The following is a 15,356-nucleotide window of genomic DNA, read 5'->3' as shown; positions in this document are numbered from 1 at the left end:
CGCGTTGCGGCGATGCGGACAAGCCCGCGCTTCGGGATATCCATCGCCTGGGGAGTACCAGAAATTTCAGGGTCTTAGGGCCAGCGGGCGGCCAGATGCGGCAAGCAACCAGCGGTCGATTGCGGGCGTTTTTCCTACCAGATGTCGCGCCGAATTCCGGTCCATAGCCAGGTCCAGATCGGTGGATGATACCATTGTTGCGACGGGCCTGCGACATCGAGTGGCCGCAACCGGCCCTTGAGGGCGTCGTCGAGGGCGGCGATGGCGATGTCGGTCGAAGCGGCCGTCTGCAGCAGCGGATAGGTGTGCATGGTATCGCGGGGATCAGGCGTCTGGCGCGACTGGTAGAGGATGCTGCCGGTGTCGACGCCTTCGTCCACCAGATGCACGGTCGCGCCGAAATTGCCGACGTCGTGACTGACGCGGGCCCAATAGCCGCCCATCAGGCCGCGATAGCGCGGATTGATGCCGGCATGGAAATTGATCACAGGGCAGGGGATCTGCGCCAGGGCCGCCGGCTTCAGCATGCGGCAACTGATCAGAAAGACGACCTTTGGTGCGAGCTCCCGGATATGGGCGACCGCCTCGTTGTCATTGACGGAAACGATCTGCCGCACTGGCACACGCGGGTCGGGTGTTGCCGATGCGCCGTAGAGCCGCAGGATTTCGTGCGCCCGCTTCCGGGTAAAGCGCTTGCCGAAACGCGAGGCAACCATGGTCGCCAGTTGTCCGAGGGCCATCGGCCAGCCGAGCTTTCGTGCCCGCCGGCGCAGGAATAGTCCCTTGGATTCCGGCTGTTCCTGGAGAACGACGATATCGTCAAAACGCGCGGCGAGCGCATTGATCATGATCCACGGATTTTCACCGCCTGCCGTCATGATAACGACGCGGCCCGGCTGTTTGCCGGTTGTGTTCGTTTCGTGTTGTGCGTCCACCATGCCGGTCCCTGATGCGTTGCAAGCAACAGGTATGGCGGCTGCCCCGTTACCGGCGGCTTAAGGACGGGCCCATCGGAGGCGATACAGGTTTTGGCCTGCAGGCCGGCGATGTGCTGTGGTGTTGATCCTAGCGGAAGTCCGCGGCCGTCAGGACGTAAATCGTCCGGCGCCCGTGGGCGTAGGCTGCTTTTGCGACGTCGTAGATCTTGGTGCGTGCGGCGTCGAACGCGTTCAGGCAGGCCGCCTCGGTCGTTCGGGTCGGTGCGCCGTGCGCGAGTGCTTCCGCCTCGACGTAGAAGGGCACTTCCAACATGCCATCGTGGCCGAGGAAGCGAACGGCTTTTCTTGTATCGTCGAAACTTCGGCTTTGGTTTGGGAAGCTCAGCGTCATGGGATGGTCCTTTCAGGCTATAGACCGCCGCGGCAAGCGGTCGGCCGGGTGGTGAGTGCGGATAGGTCTTCGGCTTCGTGATGTGCCGTCACAGGATCCGGCCAAAAAGGATCGTGGCAATGACGACAGCGATGGCGACCGCAACGGCGATCCAGGCAAACAGGCCACGATAGTCGAAGAGGTAGATCTGAGCCGGTATGTGGTACTTCATGATCGCCTCCTGTAGCTGAACCCGTCGCATGGCCTGCACGTTGGTCCTCACAGGATATGCGTTCGCCTGAACGTCCGTTCGGCGAGGGCTGGCCCATCCTTGCCGGTGCCGACGATCATTTCGAGATTGCCCTCATCCGTCACCCGCTCATGGATTTCGCGGCTGCTCTGCACGCGATACTGGAGCGCATTGTCGCGGATCGGCAGGGTCGCGGTAATGCGGTAGGTTTCGCCGGTCATCGATTCCCGCGTCAACGCCCCCTTGGAGCGCACGAGCTGCCCAACGTGAAAACGGTGGATCGGCGGCGCGTCGGCCGGGCCGCGGATGATGCGTTTCGTGAAAGAGAGCGTATTCATAGTAGTCTCGATCCTCCTCAAGCGTTCGTAAGAGCAACCGGCAGGAACAGCCGTCGCGCACTTTCGCGCTGGCTGCCGACGGATGAATGATGCTCGTTGCAATGGAGCGGACGAACAAACGGATCGAAAGAGATCTGCCTCGTCACGAAGCGCTTGCCGCAAGCACTGAAACCGAGCTTGCTGTCTGTCGAGAATTTAGGGGATTGGGGCGGTTCGACGTTCTGATACCGCGAAAGCCACATTCGGCCAAATCAACTTGGTTCTACCATAGCGCGTCGATTGAGTTTCAATTGAGGCGGTCGTGCATGCTGGCCGAAGTGCGCTCTGCTATTCGTCCGGCTTGATCGATATCCCTCTGGAGTTGCAGCTTTCTCCGCCGAGGGATCAGCTGTTCTCTGTGGCCTGGAATGCGACGAAGACCGGATCGACGTGGCGATGAACCACCAGAAGCTCCCGAGCGAACGGTGGGGGCCACCTGGCCAGGGCGAGGGTGGTTCAGAACCGGGGACATTCCGCCAAGTTGATTCCGGAGCATCTTGGCCGCGGCCGGTGATTCCACTTGAAAGCAGGATGCTCTAAGCTCAAACATGAGTTGCGGCAAATTCCGGGTGGTCACGTTTGCCGTGCCGACGTCGTCGCATCCGCACGGTGTCTCAAAAAAAATCGGGGGTGGTCCATTGATTGATTCAAAGCCTGGTATTGTGGATCAGGTCCTCGCCGATTTGATCAGTGACCAAATTGAGAAACGTCAAGCAACCGAGCTTCGAGCCGTGCTCTCAACAGGTAACGAGATCACCATGCATGGGAAATTCACCATCGGCCGTGATTTCATCATTTACAGAACGGCCAAGGACGATAACGGCCGGTGGGCGATGACGCCGTTCTCCCACATCGTGCAATTGATCGTTTGACCCGGTAATTCTGCCGCCCCTCGCAAGCAAGAAATGTGGTACACTTTCTTCCATTGCTATGCGGCGACCGGATACCTGAAAATGCTCCTGGACCGCACGGACCGCGAGGCCATAAGGAAGGCGCCCGCGCGTCTCCTTGCCAGAAAAGTTCGACCTGACAACGGCGACGAATGCTGCAACCTGCATTCACAGCGCTCCGAATATGGAGGAAGGCGCCATGTCAACTCGTCTCGTTTTCTCTCTGCTCATCGTCACCATGACTATCCTACTGGTCTGGGCATTCAGGCCTGTGACTATCATGTTCACAGGGGCCGCGCCGACAACGCAGTCTGACAGCCTGACCCAGTGAACATCATAGAACGTTGCCGACCTGCGGGCCTGTCTGGTTCTGCCCGTCTCTGCACAGGTGCGGGCTTGCTTTCAGCCCGTCAAGTTGGTGCCGTCATGGAACCGCCACTGAAGCTACGCGTTCCTGTGCGTTAGACTTCGGGCACTACCGGCATTCCGCTGGCATCCCCGATGGGAAAAAATCATGAAAACGCTTCTAATCGCATTGGGCGTAGCCGCTGCTACGTCATGGTCGGCTTATGCCGCCGAACCGGCCAAGATGGTCGACACGAAGGTGGGCAAGGTCATGACCACAGGAAACGGCATGACCCTCTACACGTTCGACAAGGACACCAAGGGCAAGTCGAACTGCGACGCCGATTGCCTGAAGATGTGGCCGGCGTTCCATGCCGCCGCGAAATCGAAGGCGGAAGGCGAGTGGTCGCTGGTCAAGGACACGGCCGGCAAGGAAATGTGGGCCTACGACGGCAAGCCGCTTTATACGTATGCCGAAGACAAGAAGGCCGGAGACGTCAAGGGTGACGGCGTCAACGGTGTCTGGCGCCGCGCCAAGTAAATTGCCGACACTTAAAACCCGATTGACGAAGGGCGGCCACAGGGCCGCCCTTCGTTGCTTGATGCCTGCTTGAGATTCAGGCCTTGATCGATACTAGGCATTTGGCCGGCTCTATAGGGTCAAGCCGGCTTTTTGGGCTAAGCCGCTTTTTCTGCATTCTGGTTGACGACCTTGGTGGCGATCGCGGTCAGAGCAATGTCCGTTGCCTGTTCTTCGTCGAGCGTCGTCTGAAGAAGCTTGGCGGCATCTTTCATGCCCAGTTCCAGCGCCCAGGTGCGCAATGTGCCATAGCGTGACATTTCGTAATGCTCGACAGCCTGTGCGGCAGCAAGCAATCCGGCGTCGAGCGCGGGCGAGCCTTCGTACTCGTCCATGACCGAGGCGCCTTCCTTGGTAATGCCCATGATGGCGTCACATGTCTTCTTTTCTGGCTTCTTGCCGATGATCTTGAAGACCTCTTCCAGCCGCTCGACGTGAACCTTGGTCTCTGTGAGATGCTTGATGAACGCATCCTTGAGCGGCTTGCTCTTGGCGGCATCCCGCATTTTCGGCAGCGTGTCGATGATCTTGCTCTCGGCGAAGTAGACGTCCTTCAATGTGTTGTGAAAAAGCACGTCCAGTGTTTTGATTTCCTTGGCCATGATGGCTCCTGTGGTTAGAGGGTTCTCTGCCATGCTCCAGGCGACGTGCCTGGTCGTGCTGGCTGCCCGTGAGGGGCGGCCAGGTAATTTGAGGTCAGATGGTTGGAGGACGGCGCTAGCTGCGTGGGGCTAGACGGCTAGCGAGTGTCTCGATGATGAGGAGCACCCGTTTTTACCGTTTGGCCGGGATCGCGGCCCTCGCGGGTTCTTGCTGTACGGATGTCGACGATCGAATGGCTCTTGGCTGCGGATGGAATGCGCCGCGTCTCGTGCCAAAGGGCACATTCGAGAAGAGACGATTCATCGGTGTTGCCGAACCGGAGTTCATCCATGATGAACCTCGCCAGGCGATCGGCCCGTATGCCGCGTTCCTGGAGTCGTGTCTTCAAACAGGTCGCTTCGAAAACCCGCCGCACCACTGAAAGTTCGCTGGGGCTGAGATGGTGGCCCGTCAGGCTGGGTAGTGTGTGCATCGCATTCTCCCGTTTGGAACAAAGAAGCTGATGGCCGCCCCGTTGACGTTCAAGGGGCGGTCCGGCGGGAGATCTCGGGGACGATTGAGACTGCGCCGCCTTCATCATCCCATCGATCGATCGCTTCGGCTTTCGTCTGCGCCGGCGTCTGATGCTCTCCGTTCGACGCACTGCCACGCTCGACAAGCGCTGCAGCGAGCATTTCCCGGCTATTGATGCCGTTTTCGAGCGCTGCCATCAGGAAGCGCGTCGCGGCGTTCCTTCCGCTTGGATCTGCCTTGGCCGTGGTTCCATAGAAGCCGGCGGCCGTGAGCACCTCGACCAACAGGTTGAGGTCGTCTGCATCAAGATAATATTTGGGATGGCTGGAAGACATGACGTCCTCCTTTTGTTGGGGCACGGGCACATAGACCCGTTCGCGACAGCGCCCGCTTCAATCGCTGTCGACCAAATACCCTGCGCGCAATGTCGCACGGAGGCAACCGACATCAGTCAAGCGCGGATCATAAGCGCGTTATCATCGAGTGTCGTGCCGTTACCAGCTTTCGGGCGTCCATAGCGTTAGCGAGATCGAGCCTGCGGGGGCCGGCTTTCGCGAAGATTTCACGCGCCGCGAGCGGCGCCAGGCTGTAGGCCAGAATGAACTCTTCCAGATCGTAGACGGCATCCCAGCCGCGCAGCAGCGCCTCTTTTTCATATTTGATATGCCTTGTCATTGAACGCTCCCGCGTGTCGGATCTCGGCGCAAAGACGGCCATTTGTCAGGCGGCAGAGGAAGCGTCAGAAAGGTATGTGTCCTTTCTAAACGGACTGGGCAGAACTTGGTTCCCAAAAAATATCGAATGGTGAAACTCATGGACGCGAAGTTCAATTCTCCAAAAATTCTTATTGTCTTGGGAATGTTGTCGTAAATCTTGTTCTGAAGTTGATATTCAGCGTTGTGTAATATCGGAAATGATCTTTATCCGTATTGTTCATTCGGGGGATGGTGCTCGAAATTACATAAAAATATGTTCATTCATTGCGTTATCATGACGCTCTTTTCTTTCGGCATCGGTGTTTTGCGCCGTTTCCGGTCGTGGTCTGCTGTCGTGGGCTCCAGACCGTCGGCGTCGTATGCGCGTTGAACCATTTGGCTTTCAGTGATCGGATGCACCGGCACGCTTGCTATGATGTCCGCCAGTGCAAAGCCGAATTCGGCGCTTGCGTTTTCAGGATGTGATTTCGCGGTGCACAATGCCTAGTGGTATTGATTAGCATGTGCTAACGTCCTGGCGCCATGAGGGCAAATAGGAGGCGAACATGGATCTGACACGACGCACCGTCGCGATGGGAGCAATGGGTTTACTTGCCAGCGCTTCATTTTCACCAGCGAATGCCTTTGAATCACCGCTTATCGATCCGATCGAAGCTGCCGACGAATTCTGGCTCGCGGTCGAAGCCTACATCTATGGATACCCCCTGGTGACGATGGAAATAACACGCCGCGTCGTCACCAATGTCGAAAAGCCCGTGGGTAGCAAAGGCCCGATGGGCCACATCATCAAGCTTCGCGAATATCCGAACGCGTCCTTCAAGGACGTCACCGCGCCGAATGCCGACACGCTCTATACGACCGCGTTCGTCAATGTCGAAGAGGAGCCGTGGGTACTCTCGATCCCGGACATGAAGGATCGTTACTTTCTGTTTCCGATGCTCGACGGATGGACGACGGTGTTCCAGGTGCCGGGAAAACGAACGACAGGCGGCGACGCGCAATCCTACGCCATCACCGGCCCCGGCTGGCAGGGTCAACTGCCCGACGGCGTCACCGAGTACAGGTCGGCAACGAACCTGATCTGGATTCTCGGCCGCATCTATTGCGACGGTACACCGGAAGACTACAAGGCCGTTCACGCATTGCAGGACCAGTGCAAGCTCGTGCCGCTCAGCGCTTACGGCAAGGACTGGACGCCACCGCCCGGCAAGGTCGACCCCGGTATCGACATGAAGACCGCCGTGCGCGAGCAGGTCAACGGTATGGATGCGGTCGAGTATTTCACCCTTCTGAGCGAACTGATGAAGGCCAATCCGCCGACAGCCGCGGACGCCGGGACGGTCGCGAAGTTCGCGCAGATCGGTATCGTTCCGGGCCAAGCCTTCGACAAGGACAAGCTGGATGCGGCATTCGTCAAGCGCATTCCCGAGTTCGCTTTCCACCGCATCATGCTGCACTTCAAGTTCAGCGATGGCGATATCAAGGACATCAACGGTTGGGGCTACACGACCGCGACCGGCATTTACGGGACCAACTATCTCCAGCGCGCGCTGATAACCGCCATCGGCCTTGGCGCCAATCGTCCGCAAGACGCGGTCTATCCGACGTCACTGAAGTCGAAGGATGGCCTCATCGCTCGCAGCTATCACGGGTCGAACAACTACGTCGTCAACTTTCCCAAGGGGCAGTTGCCGCCTGTACGAGGGTTCTGGTCGATTACGATGTACAACGATCAGTATTTCTTCGTGGAAAACCCGATCAACCGCTACTCGATCAGCGCGCGGCAGAACCCCAAGGTAAATCCGGACGGATCGACGGATATCTACATCCAGCACGAAACCCCCGGTGCGGACAAGGAAGCCAACTGGCTGCCTGCGCCGAAGGACAAATTCATCCTGATGATGCGGCTCTACTGGCCCGACGACAGTCCGCCATCCATCCTGGATGGTTCCTGGGTCATCCCGGCGGTCAAGAAGGCCGGATAGCCGCCCGTAAACACAATGCTGTCCGCAGTTCTTCGACCGCGATGGAGAGTTCCCTCGCGGTCGACGTCGCCACGATGCTGTTGGCCCGCCACTGGCGCATCTCCGATCGGCATCTCGCGATCAAGCTCTTTTCGAGCCCTCTCTTCGGCGGGATGAAATGGCGCCGTTGACCGCAGTCCGCGCCGAACCGACGTCTTTCGCCATCCTTCACCAATGGATATGGTTGCCTCATAGCCGAGGATATCAACCGTCATGAGACTTGCTCACATCAACCTGGTCGCCCGAGATGCGGGCGCGCTCGCGGGATTCTACATCGATGTCCTGAAGTGCGAACCCCTGCGTGAACCCAGGATGCTGTCAGGTGAAAAAGTCTCTCGAGGCAATGGCCTTTCGAACTGCGAGATATACGCGATATGGCTCAAATTCCCCGAACTCGAACGCCCTTTCCTGGAGATACATGAGCACAAGGTCACGCATGACCGGGATCAGCCAAGGGTGAACGAACCTGGTTTTGGGCACCTGTCATTTCAGATGGATGATATCAGCGCCGCGCTCTCGGACATCATCCAAGCCGGCGGAGTGCAGATCGGTGAAATCACCGACTTCGGGACGCCGGAAAAGCCATTTCTGATCGCTTATGCACGGGACCCCGAGGGAAACGTGCTTGAGCTTGAGCAGGTATCAACCAGGGTGGCGTCTCTTTAGGGCATCTTCAGTTATTTGTGTCACCAGTCGGTTGCCCGTTTCAAAAGGCCGGAGAACCGATGATGAGCGTCGTGACGCTAGGAGACGTTGACCGCCAGATCGGCCGCGGATTTAAACTCCTGCGTTTTGCGCCCGCTATCGAGGCGGCCTTCCTTCGTGACTACGCCGCAAGCCGGGGCAGGCTCGCCGTTGTCTGGGCGGTTATCGGGACATTGATCTACGACAGCGTGTATTTCGGCGACGCGACGATGATGCCGGATGTGTTCTGGCAGCTCGTGCTTGTTCGGTTCGGCATCTTCACGCCCTTCGCCCTGATCAGCGTACTGGCGCTCAGGCGCTGGCCGAGTGCCCGCAACTACGATCTGTTGTCCATCTCCGTCGCCGTGCTCGGGGTTTCCCTGCCGATGTCGGTCGCGGTCTTCAGCAGCAGTCCCTACCTGTTCGTCTATCAGAACGGCAATGTCGCCGCATTCCTGTTCTTCGTCATTGCTCTACGTCCAAGGTTTGCCACCATCGTGCTCGGTCTGGCGCTCATGTGCGCCGTACAATTCACGACCACCAAGTTGAACGGCTCCTTCGACGACGTGACCTATACCGGCATCATCACCTTCTACGTGACGCTGACGATCTTTCTGGCGATGAGCGCCTACTTCATGGAGCACAAGGACCGGCTGAATTTCCTCCATCAGCTGCGCGGCAGCCTGCTGCACGCCGAACTGGAGCGCAAATCCGAGCGCGACGAGCTGACCGGTCTCTTCAACCGCCATTCGCTGGCGCGGGTTCGCCAGACGATCTGGAGCGGGGAAGATGCCGCGGCCACGGTCGCGGTCATCATGCTAGATATCGATCGCTTCAAGCTGTTCAACGATGTTCACGGCCATATCGAAGGCGACGATTGCCTGCGTGCCGTCTGCCGCTGCATCCTGCGCGAGGTTGCTGGCGCGGGCGAAACCTTCCGCTTTGGCGGCGAAGAGATCCTGGTGCTGATGACCGATGTCGAACGGGAGCAGGCAAGCGACGTGGCCGAGAGGATCAGGGCCGCGATCGAGGCGCTTGGGATCCGCAATCGTGGTCTTGCCGATGGGCAGGTCGTCACCGCAAGCCTCGGGGTCGCCTTGGGAAAACCGATTGAAGCCTCTCTGGAAGACCTGCTTCGCGCGGCGGACGCCGCGCTCTATGAAGCCAAGCGGGGTGGGCGCAACACCGTCTCGATCTTTGACGGCACATGGCGCGGGCCGACCGGGTCAGGCTCTGCGGACGACACGGTGCAGGCTTCGATCCTGCTCGCGAGCTGACGCCAGCTGTTTGTGTCTCGGCCACATCGTGGCGTCGGTCGGTTGCCGGATCACGCGCTCAGGAGCGATGCCGTCAGATCGCCATAGCCGGTAAAGCGGTATTCGTATTCGAGGCCAAGATAGTCGGCTGCCTCCTTCGCCTTTGCCTGCAGCGCTTCGTCCTCCTGCTGCGAGAGGTAGACGAGCTTGCGGTAATGGCCGAAATACATGTCCCGAAGCTCCGGATGCCGTTTGAGCCCGAGCGGCTCGACGACGAAGGCCTCGAACTGGCGGGCGAGGAAGTCGGTGAGGAAGAACGCCGTCAGATCATCGTCCCAGCGGCTGGCAAAGTCATCGTTGCCGGCAAAGAAGGAATAGCAGTGCGGGCCGGGGATGCGTTCGACGCCTTCCTCCTCGCAGAGCCGGTCGAGGTGGCCGCCGGTGCCGCAATCGGCATAGGCGACGAAGATGCGCTGAAAGCCCTCCTGCCGCGCCTTGACGATCGCCTCCCTGACACCCGGGGTGATCTTGTCGGGTGTGTTGTGCCAGATGGCGGGAAGACAGGCGAGGTCGACATGGTCGAGCTGGTTTGCCTGACAGATGGCGAGAATTTCGCGCGCGATTGCGCCGCAACCGATGACGTGAACTTTTTCCGGTTGTGTGCGTTCTATTGTGCGCGATACTTTTTCCATCTCGATTCCACTTGCCCACCATTATGAAGGAAGCTTGTCATGAAAAAACAAACTGTTGCGACCGTCAGTGTCATCCTGATCGCTCTGGCGACGCTCAGCGCCTGCGGCAACACAATCCGTGGCATCGGTCAGGATACCGCAAACACCGTCAACGCGACACAGTCGGCCGGCAAGAAGGTGGCCAACGCCGCCAACTGATGTCCGTAGCCTGCCGCGCGGCGATCTTGCCAGCGCTTTGATTCCCGGTGCTCCGCGTCCTCTTTGACGTGGAACGGCCGCCGATGTTCAGATCGCGCCGGTCGCCCCGCGGCGGATGCCCCCGTCGCAAAGGCCTACCGTTTTCATGACCGTCAATGAAAAAGCCGGCCGCAAGCGTCACTGCTGCGGCCGGCTTTCGTGTTCGTGAAGAGGCCTCAGCCGGCAGCGAGCAGGTTGTGCTTGCGCTTCATGAAGTCCTTGGCGGTCTCGACAGCCACGGCCGCGTCGCGGCAATAGGCGTCGGCGCCGACAGCCTTGCCGAATTCCTCGTTGAGCGGCGCGCCGCCGACGAGAACGACGTAGTCGTCACGCAGTCCCTTTTCCTTCAGCGTATCGATCACGACCTTCATGTAGGGCATGGTCGTGGTCAGGAGCGCGGACATGCCGAGGATGTCGGGCTGCTCGCGCTCGATCGCTTCCAGGTAGTTTTCGACCGGGTTGTTGATGCCGAGGTCGACGACGTCGAAGCCGGCGCCTTCCATCATCATGCCGACGAGGTTCTTGCCGATGTCGTGAATGTCGCCCTTGACGGTGCCGATCACCATCTTGCCGAGCTTCGGCGCGCCGGTTTCGGCGAGAAGCGGCCGCAGGATGAACATGCCGGCTTTCATCGCATTGGCCGACAGCAGAACTTCCGGCACGAACAGGATGCCGTCGCGGAAGTCGACGCCGACGATGCGCATGCCTTCGACCAGTGCCTGCGTCAGGACGTCGTAGGGCGTCCAACCACGCTTGAGCAGGATGTTGGTTGCGTCCTCGATCTCCTCCTTGAGGCCGTCATAGAGGTCGTCATGCATCTGCTGCACAAGTTCCTCGTCGGAAAGGTCCTCGAGAATGATTTCATCGTCTGCCATAGTAGGGTTCCTCGGTTCCTGGCACGGCCGGGCTAAAATCCGGACACGTTCATCAATCAATAGCGGTCGACGTGTAAAAATCTGTTTTCGAAAGCGACGTCGCATATGACAAAAAGCGACGGCAGGGCAGCTTCTTTCGAGGCCTGTATATTCTTAACAAAAACAATATATTCGCGCCATGCGGTTTTTGGTCGGCCATGACGCAGATCGCAGTGTTCGAGTTGCGCCACTCGTTGGCGCATTGAGACCCGTACAGTAACTGCGGCTTGGTAGCATTAGGGCCAATCGGTGCTTGAAGGCGCAAGATATCGAAATGCGCGGGAGAGGAATGAGTAAATGAGCGACGTGACAGATCAGGACGCGGTTGAGGGTGGCGGTCGCCGCTCGCGAGGCGAGGGGCGGGGAGCGGCGGCACGGCGTGCCTCGCGCACCGGCGGCGGCGCAGGGCCGTCGCTGCCCTATATCCAGCGCAAGATTCGCGAATACGAGGTCCTGGACGAAGAGGGGCTGGAGCTTATCGAACGCAATGCCGATACGATTCTCGAGGAAATCGGCATCGAGTTCCGTGACGATGCTGAGGCGCTTGAGCTTTGGAAGCAGGCGGGCGCCGACGTGCGCGGCCAGCGCGTTCACTTTCCGAAGGGTCTTTGCCGCGAGCTTCTGAAAACGGCGCCGTCGGAATTTACCTGGCACGCCCGCAACCCGGCCCGCAGCGCCCAGGTTGGCGGCAAGGCGACGATCTTCGCGCCGGTCTATGGCCCGCCCTTCGTGCGCGACCTCGAAGGCGTCAGGCGTTACGCGACCATCGAGGACTTCCGCAATTTCGTGAAGCTCGCCTACATGGCGCCATCGATACATTCGTCTGGCGGCACGGTTTGCGAACCGGTCGACATTCCGGTGAACAAGCGTCACCTCGACATGGTCTACAGCCACATCAAGTATTCCGACAAGCCGTTCATGGGCTCGGTGACGGCGCCCGAGCGGGCCGAGGACACGATCGCCATGGCGAAAATCGTCTTCGGCGACGAGTTCGTCGAAAACAATTGCGTCACCCTGAACCTGATCAACGCCAACTCGCCGATGGTCTTTGACGAGACCATGGTGGGCGCGCTTAAGGTCTACGCCCGTCACAACCAGGCCTGCGTGCTTTCGCCGTTCATCCTGTCGGGCGCCATGAGCCCGGTCACGGTTGCCGGCACGCTGACGCAGATCCTGGCCGAAGTTCTGGCCGGCGCCTCGTTCACCCAGCTGATCCGCAAGGGCGCGCCGGTGCTGTTTGGCACCTTTGCCGCTTCGATCTCGATGCAGTCGGGCGCGCCGACCTTCGGCACGCCGGAGCCGTCGCTGGTCTCCTATGGCGCGGCACAGCTCGCCCGTCGCCTGAAGCTGCCTTTCCGCACCGGTGGTTCGCTCTGCGGCTCCAAGGTGCCGGACGCTCAGGCAGCGCACGAATCGGCCAACACGCTGAACATGACACTGCTTGCCGGCACCAACTTCGTGCTGCATGCGGCCGGTTGGCTGGAAGGCGGTCTGGTCTCGTCCTACGAGAAGTTCATGATCGACCAGGACCAGCTTGGCATGATGCAGAAGATGGCCGAAGGCGTGGATCTCTCGGAAAACGCCCAGGCACTGGACGCCATCCGCGAAGTTGGCCCCGGCAGCCACTATCTCGGCTGCGCCCACACCCAGGCCAACTTCCAGACGGCCTTCTACCGGTCGCCGCTTGCCGACAACAACTCCTACGAACAGTGGGAAGTGGAAGGCGAAAAGCGCATCGAGCAGCGCGCCAATGCGCTTTGCCGCAGCTGGCTCGAACACTATGAGGCGCCGTACCTCGATCCCGCGATCGACGATGCGCTCAAGGCTTTCATCGATCAGCGCAAGGATTCGATGCCCGACGCTTTCACCTGAAAGGGTCCCGAGCGAGCCAGGGAGCAAGGCGGCGCGGCGCAAGTGGCTGACATGATCCAGAAGGAGGTCTGGCGCCCGCATTACGATCTACAGGGGCCGAAACCGAAATGACGGCGCCTTCCGCATCCGCGGACACTCATCTTGAAACCGTCCGTGCGGCTCTCCGGCCGCACGGACTTTTTTTGCGCGGTACGCTGAACTTTGTGCCCGGCGATGCAGCACCATTGCTGGCGGATGGCCGCCCGGCGGCAAGCGTGGCGCTGATCGGCAATATCGGCGGCTCGCTCTGGCAGCCGTTCGTGCGCTGGCGCGAGGAGGCGCCTGATCGTGGCGGGACCGATCCGCTCGACACTTGGTCGAAGACGGTGATCGGGGAGATCGCCGGGGTCTACGGGGCGACCGCCTATTTCCCGTCGGATCCGCCCTGGCAACCGTTCCAGCAATGGGCGATGCGCGCGGAAGGGCTGAAGGCGTCTCCATCAGGCATTCTCATCCACCCGCGTTACGGGCTCTGGCACGGCTATCGCGGAGCATTGGCCTTCGACAGGTCTCTACCCGCCGGCGGCGATTGGTCCGCGGGGCATCCTTGCGACAGCTGCGTGGAAAAGCCGTGCGTTCCCGCCTGTCCCGCCGGCGCGCTCGAAGGCCTGCAGTTCGATGTCGGCCGCTGTCGCAGCTATCTCCGGACAGAGGCGGGCAGGGAGGGCTGTCTTGTGCACGGATGTCTTTCCCGTGATGCTTGTCCCGTTGGGCGGGACTATCGCTATCCGCCCGATCAGCTACACTTTCACATGGCCGCACTGGACCTTTGAGCGTGGGTTGCTGCCACCAAACTGTGGAAAGAACCGCGTGCAAATGCCGGAAATGACTAAAATTCGAGGTTTTCTGGAAACGTAAAATTTCCAAATTTATATCGATTTGGACGGTGTGGCATTGGAGACCATCTCATGACGCGCAGCCCAGTGGTATCGGCAAGCAACTTTCCCCCGCGATTGTCGCGGGAGGAAGTCGATGCGCAGGTCTCGCGTCTGGACAGCATCCACGCTGCCAATTCGCAGCTTCTTGATGAGGCCTACAAGCGTCTCCTTGCCGTTGGCGTTGCCCATGCCGCCGTGATCGCCGCCTGTATCGCCGGCTTCGACGGGCTGTTCGAACGTTCCGTTGTGGGCGCCAATCTGTTGCCCGAGGCAATCGACTTTCTGCGCAAGGCGGCGCTTGTCGTCAGTTGCCTCGGCCTGCTGCTCACCTTCTTTGCCATCGCCAACAACTACGGTGACGTCCAGCGGGTGGCGCGCAAGCACGCCAGCAACCTGCGCTTCACGCTGCAGGAAAAACGATTGCTGACCAGGCTTTCGAGCGAGATCCTGTCCAGCGATCCCAACTCTTACCTGCGCCGCGGCGTTGCCGGCCTTGCTTGTCTGGCGGCACTTTTCGGTCTTGCGGCGGCGGCCGGTTGCTTCGCGCTGGCCGGCATTGCCGGGCTACTTGCCGGCGGTTGAGTGCAGCACAACATTGCCGTCGACATCCTCGGCACTTCATTCCCTGTGCTTGTCACAGGGATTGAACGTCGGCACGTCCCGCGTGTTGGATGCCCCTCATTCGCGCGCAGGCCTTTTAGGGCGCTCCTTCTCCGTTCCCCAGAACGAAAGTCGAGCATCTGGGGCTTCCTTGTAGACAGCAATTTTCATGTGAGCCCGAAGCTCGCTGCGAAAGCGTGAGGCGTTGCGGTCTCCCCATACGCCGACGAAGCATTCCCCGGACGCATCGTTCTTGAAGACCGCCGCACCACCAAAGACAGAAGACAGGCTGCCTTCGCCAACGACGCCTCCGTCACCGTAAACCGCGACAACGCAGTCCAGCGGCGCAACGCTAATGACTGTGTTGCCGGACGGGGCGAAACCTGCGCCTCGGAAAATGTAAACGGGACACGGAGAAGTCATCATGCGTTCAGGATATTCCACTCAGCGGGGAAGACAAGTTCCTGATGCAACTTTGGCAAGGCAACCTAGGTCGCTGACCTCTATCAGCTTTTTCTTTGTCCCTGCGCCAGAACCGCCGCAATCTGGATGATGCTGGGCGACTGATTCCATTGGGT

The 15,356-nt window shown here is 59.7% G+C and carries 20 protein-coding genes; 9 read left to right on the top strand and 11 right to left on the bottom strand.

All coding sequences use genetic code 11. From position 1 onward, the window contains the following. Positions 1 to 134: 134 nt before the first annotated feature. The 4 genes from LPJGGPFB_RS13145 to LPJGGPFB_RS13135 form a co-directional block, all read right to left on the bottom strand. Entirely contained in the window at positions 135 to 938 is an 804-nt protein-coding gene (locus LPJGGPFB_RS13145; protein WP_173420310.1) for a formyl transferase, read from the bottom strand. Positions 939 to 1,065: 127 nt separating this feature from the next. Next, entirely contained in the window at positions 1,066 to 1,329 is a 264-nt protein-coding gene (locus LPJGGPFB_RS13140) for a DUF1488 family protein (RefSeq protein ID WP_173420309.1), read from the bottom strand. A gap of 88 nt (positions 1,330 to 1,417) precedes the next feature. Then, positions 1,418 to 1,540 (bottom strand): hypothetical protein, encoded by a 123-nt coding sequence (locus tag LPJGGPFB_RS33455; protein ID WP_268833748.1) that lies wholly within the window; start codon positions 1,538 to 1,540, stop codon positions 1,418 to 1,420. Positions 1,541 to 1,587: 47 nt separating this feature from the next. Next, positions 1,588 to 1,896 carry a hypothetical protein gene (locus tag LPJGGPFB_RS13135; protein ID WP_173420308.1) on the bottom strand — a complete coding sequence of 103 codons (309 nt, stop codon included), beginning with the start codon at positions 1,894 to 1,896 and terminating at the stop codon, positions 1,588 to 1,590. Between the two features lie 680 nt (positions 1,897 to 2,576). Here LPJGGPFB_RS13135 and LPJGGPFB_RS13130 point away from each other — a divergent pair. Next, the gene (locus LPJGGPFB_RS13130) at positions 2,577 to 2,807 is read left to right on the top strand and encodes a hypothetical protein (RefSeq protein WP_171986890.1); all 231 of its coding nucleotides are present in this window, start codon (positions 2,577 to 2,579) and stop codon (positions 2,805 to 2,807) included. A gap of 532 nt (positions 2,808 to 3,339) precedes the next feature. Beyond that, positions 3,340 to 3,711 carry a COG4315 family predicted lipoprotein gene (locus LPJGGPFB_RS13125; protein WP_173420307.1) on the top strand — a complete coding sequence of 124 codons (372 nt, stop codon included), beginning with the start codon at positions 3,340 to 3,342 and terminating at the stop codon, positions 3,709 to 3,711. 137 nt (positions 3,712 to 3,848) lie between these two features. Here the strand turns inward: LPJGGPFB_RS13125 and LPJGGPFB_RS13120 are convergent, their stop codons facing one another. The 4 genes from LPJGGPFB_RS13120 to LPJGGPFB_RS13105 all read right to left on the bottom strand — a co-directional run bounded on the left by LPJGGPFB_RS13120 (position 3,849) and on the right by LPJGGPFB_RS13105 (position 5,541). Then, the gene (locus LPJGGPFB_RS13120; RefSeq protein WP_173420306.1) at positions 3,849 to 4,352 is read right to left on the bottom strand and encodes a YciE/YciF ferroxidase family protein; all 504 of its coding nucleotides are present in this window, start codon (positions 4,350 to 4,352) and stop codon (positions 3,849 to 3,851) included. 137 nt (positions 4,353 to 4,489) lie between these two features. Further along, on the bottom strand, positions 4,490 to 4,825 hold the full coding sequence (locus tag LPJGGPFB_RS13115) for a hypothetical protein (RefSeq protein WP_173420305.1): 336 nt from the start codon (positions 4,823 to 4,825) through the stop codon (positions 4,490 to 4,492). 49 nt (positions 4,826 to 4,874) lie between these two features. Continuing rightward, on the bottom strand, positions 4,875 to 5,201 hold the full coding sequence (locus LPJGGPFB_RS13110) for a hypothetical protein (protein WP_173420304.1): 327 nt from the start codon (positions 5,199 to 5,201) through the stop codon (positions 4,875 to 4,877). Between the two features lie 127 nt (positions 5,202 to 5,328). Continuing rightward, on the bottom strand, positions 5,329 to 5,541 hold the full coding sequence (locus LPJGGPFB_RS13105; protein WP_173420303.1) for a hypothetical protein: 213 nt from the start codon (positions 5,539 to 5,541) through the stop codon (positions 5,329 to 5,331). Positions 5,542 to 6,127: 586 nt separating this feature from the next. On the opposite strand from LPJGGPFB_RS13105, the gene LPJGGPFB_RS13100 reads away from it, so the two are divergent. From LPJGGPFB_RS13100 to LPJGGPFB_RS13090, 3 genes are all read left to right on the top strand, one after another. Then, a complete protein-coding gene (locus LPJGGPFB_RS13100; protein WP_173420302.1) occupies positions 6,128 to 7,567 on the top strand; it encodes a DUF1254 domain-containing protein in 1,440 nt (479 codons plus the stop codon). A 252-nt stretch (positions 7,568 to 7,819) separates the two neighbouring features. Beyond that, positions 7,820 to 8,272 carry a VOC family protein gene (locus LPJGGPFB_RS13095; RefSeq protein ID WP_173420301.1) on the top strand — a complete coding sequence of 151 codons (453 nt, stop codon included), beginning with the start codon at positions 7,820 to 7,822 and terminating at the stop codon, positions 8,270 to 8,272. Positions 8,273 to 8,334: 62 nt separating this feature from the next. Beyond that, a complete protein-coding gene (locus LPJGGPFB_RS13090) occupies positions 8,335 to 9,567 on the top strand; it encodes a GGDEF domain-containing protein (RefSeq protein WP_173420300.1) in 1,233 nt (410 codons plus the stop codon). Positions 9,568 to 9,617: 50 nt separating this feature from the next. On the opposite strand, the gene LPJGGPFB_RS13085 is transcribed toward LPJGGPFB_RS13090, so the two are convergent. After that, on the bottom strand, positions 9,618 to 10,238 hold the full coding sequence (locus tag LPJGGPFB_RS13085) for a DUF1638 domain-containing protein (RefSeq protein ID WP_173420299.1): 621 nt from the start codon (positions 10,236 to 10,238) through the stop codon (positions 9,618 to 9,620). 39 nt (positions 10,239 to 10,277) lie between these two features. Between LPJGGPFB_RS13085 and LPJGGPFB_RS13080 the strand changes: the two genes are divergently transcribed. Continuing rightward, positions 10,278 to 10,436: an entericidin domain-containing protein gene (locus tag LPJGGPFB_RS13080; RefSeq protein ID WP_173420298.1), complete on the top strand. Its 159-nt coding sequence runs from the start codon at positions 10,278 to 10,280 to the stop codon at positions 10,434 to 10,436. A 215-nt stretch (positions 10,437 to 10,651) separates the two neighbouring features. On the opposite strand, the gene LPJGGPFB_RS13075 is transcribed toward LPJGGPFB_RS13080, so the two are convergent. After that, positions 10,652 to 11,350: a corrinoid protein gene (locus LPJGGPFB_RS13075; protein ID WP_077503856.1), complete on the bottom strand. Its 699-nt coding sequence runs from the start codon at positions 11,348 to 11,350 to the stop codon at positions 10,652 to 10,654. A gap of 336 nt (positions 11,351 to 11,686) precedes the next feature. Here LPJGGPFB_RS13075 and LPJGGPFB_RS13070 point away from each other — a divergent pair, with 336 nt between their 5' ends. The 3 genes from LPJGGPFB_RS13070 (at position 11,687) to LPJGGPFB_RS13060 (ending at position 14,760) form a co-directional block, all read left to right on the top strand. Further along, a complete protein-coding gene (locus LPJGGPFB_RS13070; protein ID WP_173420297.1) occupies positions 11,687 to 13,261 on the top strand; it encodes a trimethylamine methyltransferase family protein in 1,575 nt (524 codons plus the stop codon). A gap of 107 nt (positions 13,262 to 13,368) precedes the next feature. Next, positions 13,369 to 14,073, top strand: a complete 705-nt coding sequence (locus tag LPJGGPFB_RS13065) for a ferredoxin (protein ID WP_173420296.1) — start codon at positions 13,369 to 13,371, stop codon at positions 14,071 to 14,073. Between the two features lie 135 nt (positions 14,074 to 14,208). Next, complete coding sequence (locus LPJGGPFB_RS13060; protein WP_173420295.1) at positions 14,209 to 14,760, top strand: hypothetical protein; 552 nt, start codon at positions 14,209 to 14,211, stop codon at positions 14,758 to 14,760. A gap of 96 nt (positions 14,761 to 14,856) precedes the next feature. Here LPJGGPFB_RS13060 and LPJGGPFB_RS13055 read toward each other — a convergent pair whose 3' ends face one another. Continuing rightward, the gene (locus LPJGGPFB_RS13055; RefSeq protein WP_173420294.1) at positions 14,857 to 15,204 is read right to left on the bottom strand and encodes a hypothetical protein; all 348 of its coding nucleotides are present in this window, start codon (positions 15,202 to 15,204) and stop codon (positions 14,857 to 14,859) included. Positions 15,205 to 15,356 lie beyond the last annotated feature (152 nt).

The sequence above is a fragment of the Ensifer adhaerens genome, assembly GCF_013283195.1.
Taxonomy (GTDB): domain Bacteria; phylum Pseudomonadota; class Alphaproteobacteria; order Rhizobiales; family Rhizobiaceae; genus Ensifer; species Ensifer adhaerens_G.
The sequence above is the reverse complement of the archived record's forward strand: the minus strand, read 5'-3'. Positions and strand labels throughout refer to the sequence as shown.

What these genes read in the sequence shown, in the direction of transcription:
- LPJGGPFB_RS13145 (WP_173420310.1), bottom strand. Translation starts at nt 938, where the DNA reads ATGGTGGACGCACAACACGAAACGAACACAACCGGCAAACAGCCGGGC.
- LPJGGPFB_RS13140 (WP_173420309.1), bottom strand. Translation starts at nt 1,329, where the DNA reads ATGACGCTGAGCTTCCCAAACCAAAGCCGAAGTTTCGACGATACAAGA.
- LPJGGPFB_RS33455 (WP_268833748.1), bottom strand. Translation starts at nt 1,540, where the DNA reads ATGAAGTACCACATACCGGCTCAGATCTACCTCTTCGACTATCGTGGC.
- LPJGGPFB_RS13135 (WP_173420308.1), bottom strand. Translation starts at nt 1,896, where the DNA reads ATGAATACGCTCTCTTTCACGAAACGCATCATCCGCGGCCCGGCCGAC.
- LPJGGPFB_RS13125 (WP_173420307.1), top strand. Translation starts at nt 3,340, where the DNA reads ATGAAAACGCTTCTAATCGCATTGGGCGTAGCCGCTGCTACGTCATGG.
- LPJGGPFB_RS13120 (WP_173420306.1), bottom strand. Translation starts at nt 4,352, where the DNA reads ATGGCCAAGGAAATCAAAACACTGGACGTGCTTTTTCACAACACATTG.
- LPJGGPFB_RS13115 (WP_173420305.1), bottom strand. Translation starts at nt 4,825, where the DNA reads ATGCACACACTACCCAGCCTGACGGGCCACCATCTCAGCCCCAGCGAA.
- LPJGGPFB_RS13110 (WP_173420304.1), bottom strand. Translation starts at nt 5,201, where the DNA reads ATGTCTTCCAGCCATCCCAAATATTATCTTGATGCAGACGACCTCAAC.
- LPJGGPFB_RS13105 (WP_173420303.1), bottom strand. Translation starts at nt 5,541, where the DNA reads ATGACAAGGCATATCAAATATGAAAAAGAGGCGCTGCTGCGCGGCTGG.
- LPJGGPFB_RS13100 (WP_173420302.1), top strand. Translation starts at nt 6,128, where the DNA reads ATGGATCTGACACGACGCACCGTCGCGATGGGAGCAATGGGTTTACTT.
- LPJGGPFB_RS13095 (WP_173420301.1), top strand. Translation starts at nt 7,820, where the DNA reads ATGAGACTTGCTCACATCAACCTGGTCGCCCGAGATGCGGGCGCGCTC.
- LPJGGPFB_RS13090 (WP_173420300.1), top strand. Translation starts at nt 8,335, where the DNA reads ATGAGCGTCGTGACGCTAGGAGACGTTGACCGCCAGATCGGCCGCGGA.
- LPJGGPFB_RS13085 (WP_173420299.1), bottom strand. Translation starts at nt 10,238, where the DNA reads ATGGAAAAAGTATCGCGCACAATAGAACGCACACAACCGGAAAAAGTT.
- LPJGGPFB_RS13080 (WP_173420298.1), top strand. Translation starts at nt 10,278, where the DNA reads ATGAAAAAACAAACTGTTGCGACCGTCAGTGTCATCCTGATCGCTCTG.
- LPJGGPFB_RS13075 (WP_077503856.1), bottom strand. Translation starts at nt 11,350, where the DNA reads ATGGCAGACGATGAAATCATTCTCGAGGACCTTTCCGACGAGGAACTT.
- LPJGGPFB_RS13070 (WP_173420297.1), top strand. Translation starts at nt 11,687, where the DNA reads ATGAGCGACGTGACAGATCAGGACGCGGTTGAGGGTGGCGGTCGCCGC.
- LPJGGPFB_RS13065 (WP_173420296.1), top strand. Translation starts at nt 13,369, where the DNA reads ATGACGGCGCCTTCCGCATCCGCGGACACTCATCTTGAAACCGTCCGT.
- LPJGGPFB_RS13060 (WP_173420295.1), top strand. Translation starts at nt 14,209, where the DNA reads ATGACGCGCAGCCCAGTGGTATCGGCAAGCAACTTTCCCCCGCGATTG.
- LPJGGPFB_RS13055 (WP_173420294.1), bottom strand. Translation starts at nt 15,204, where the DNA reads ATGATGACTTCTCCGTGTCCCGTTTACATTTTCCGAGGCGCAGGTTTC.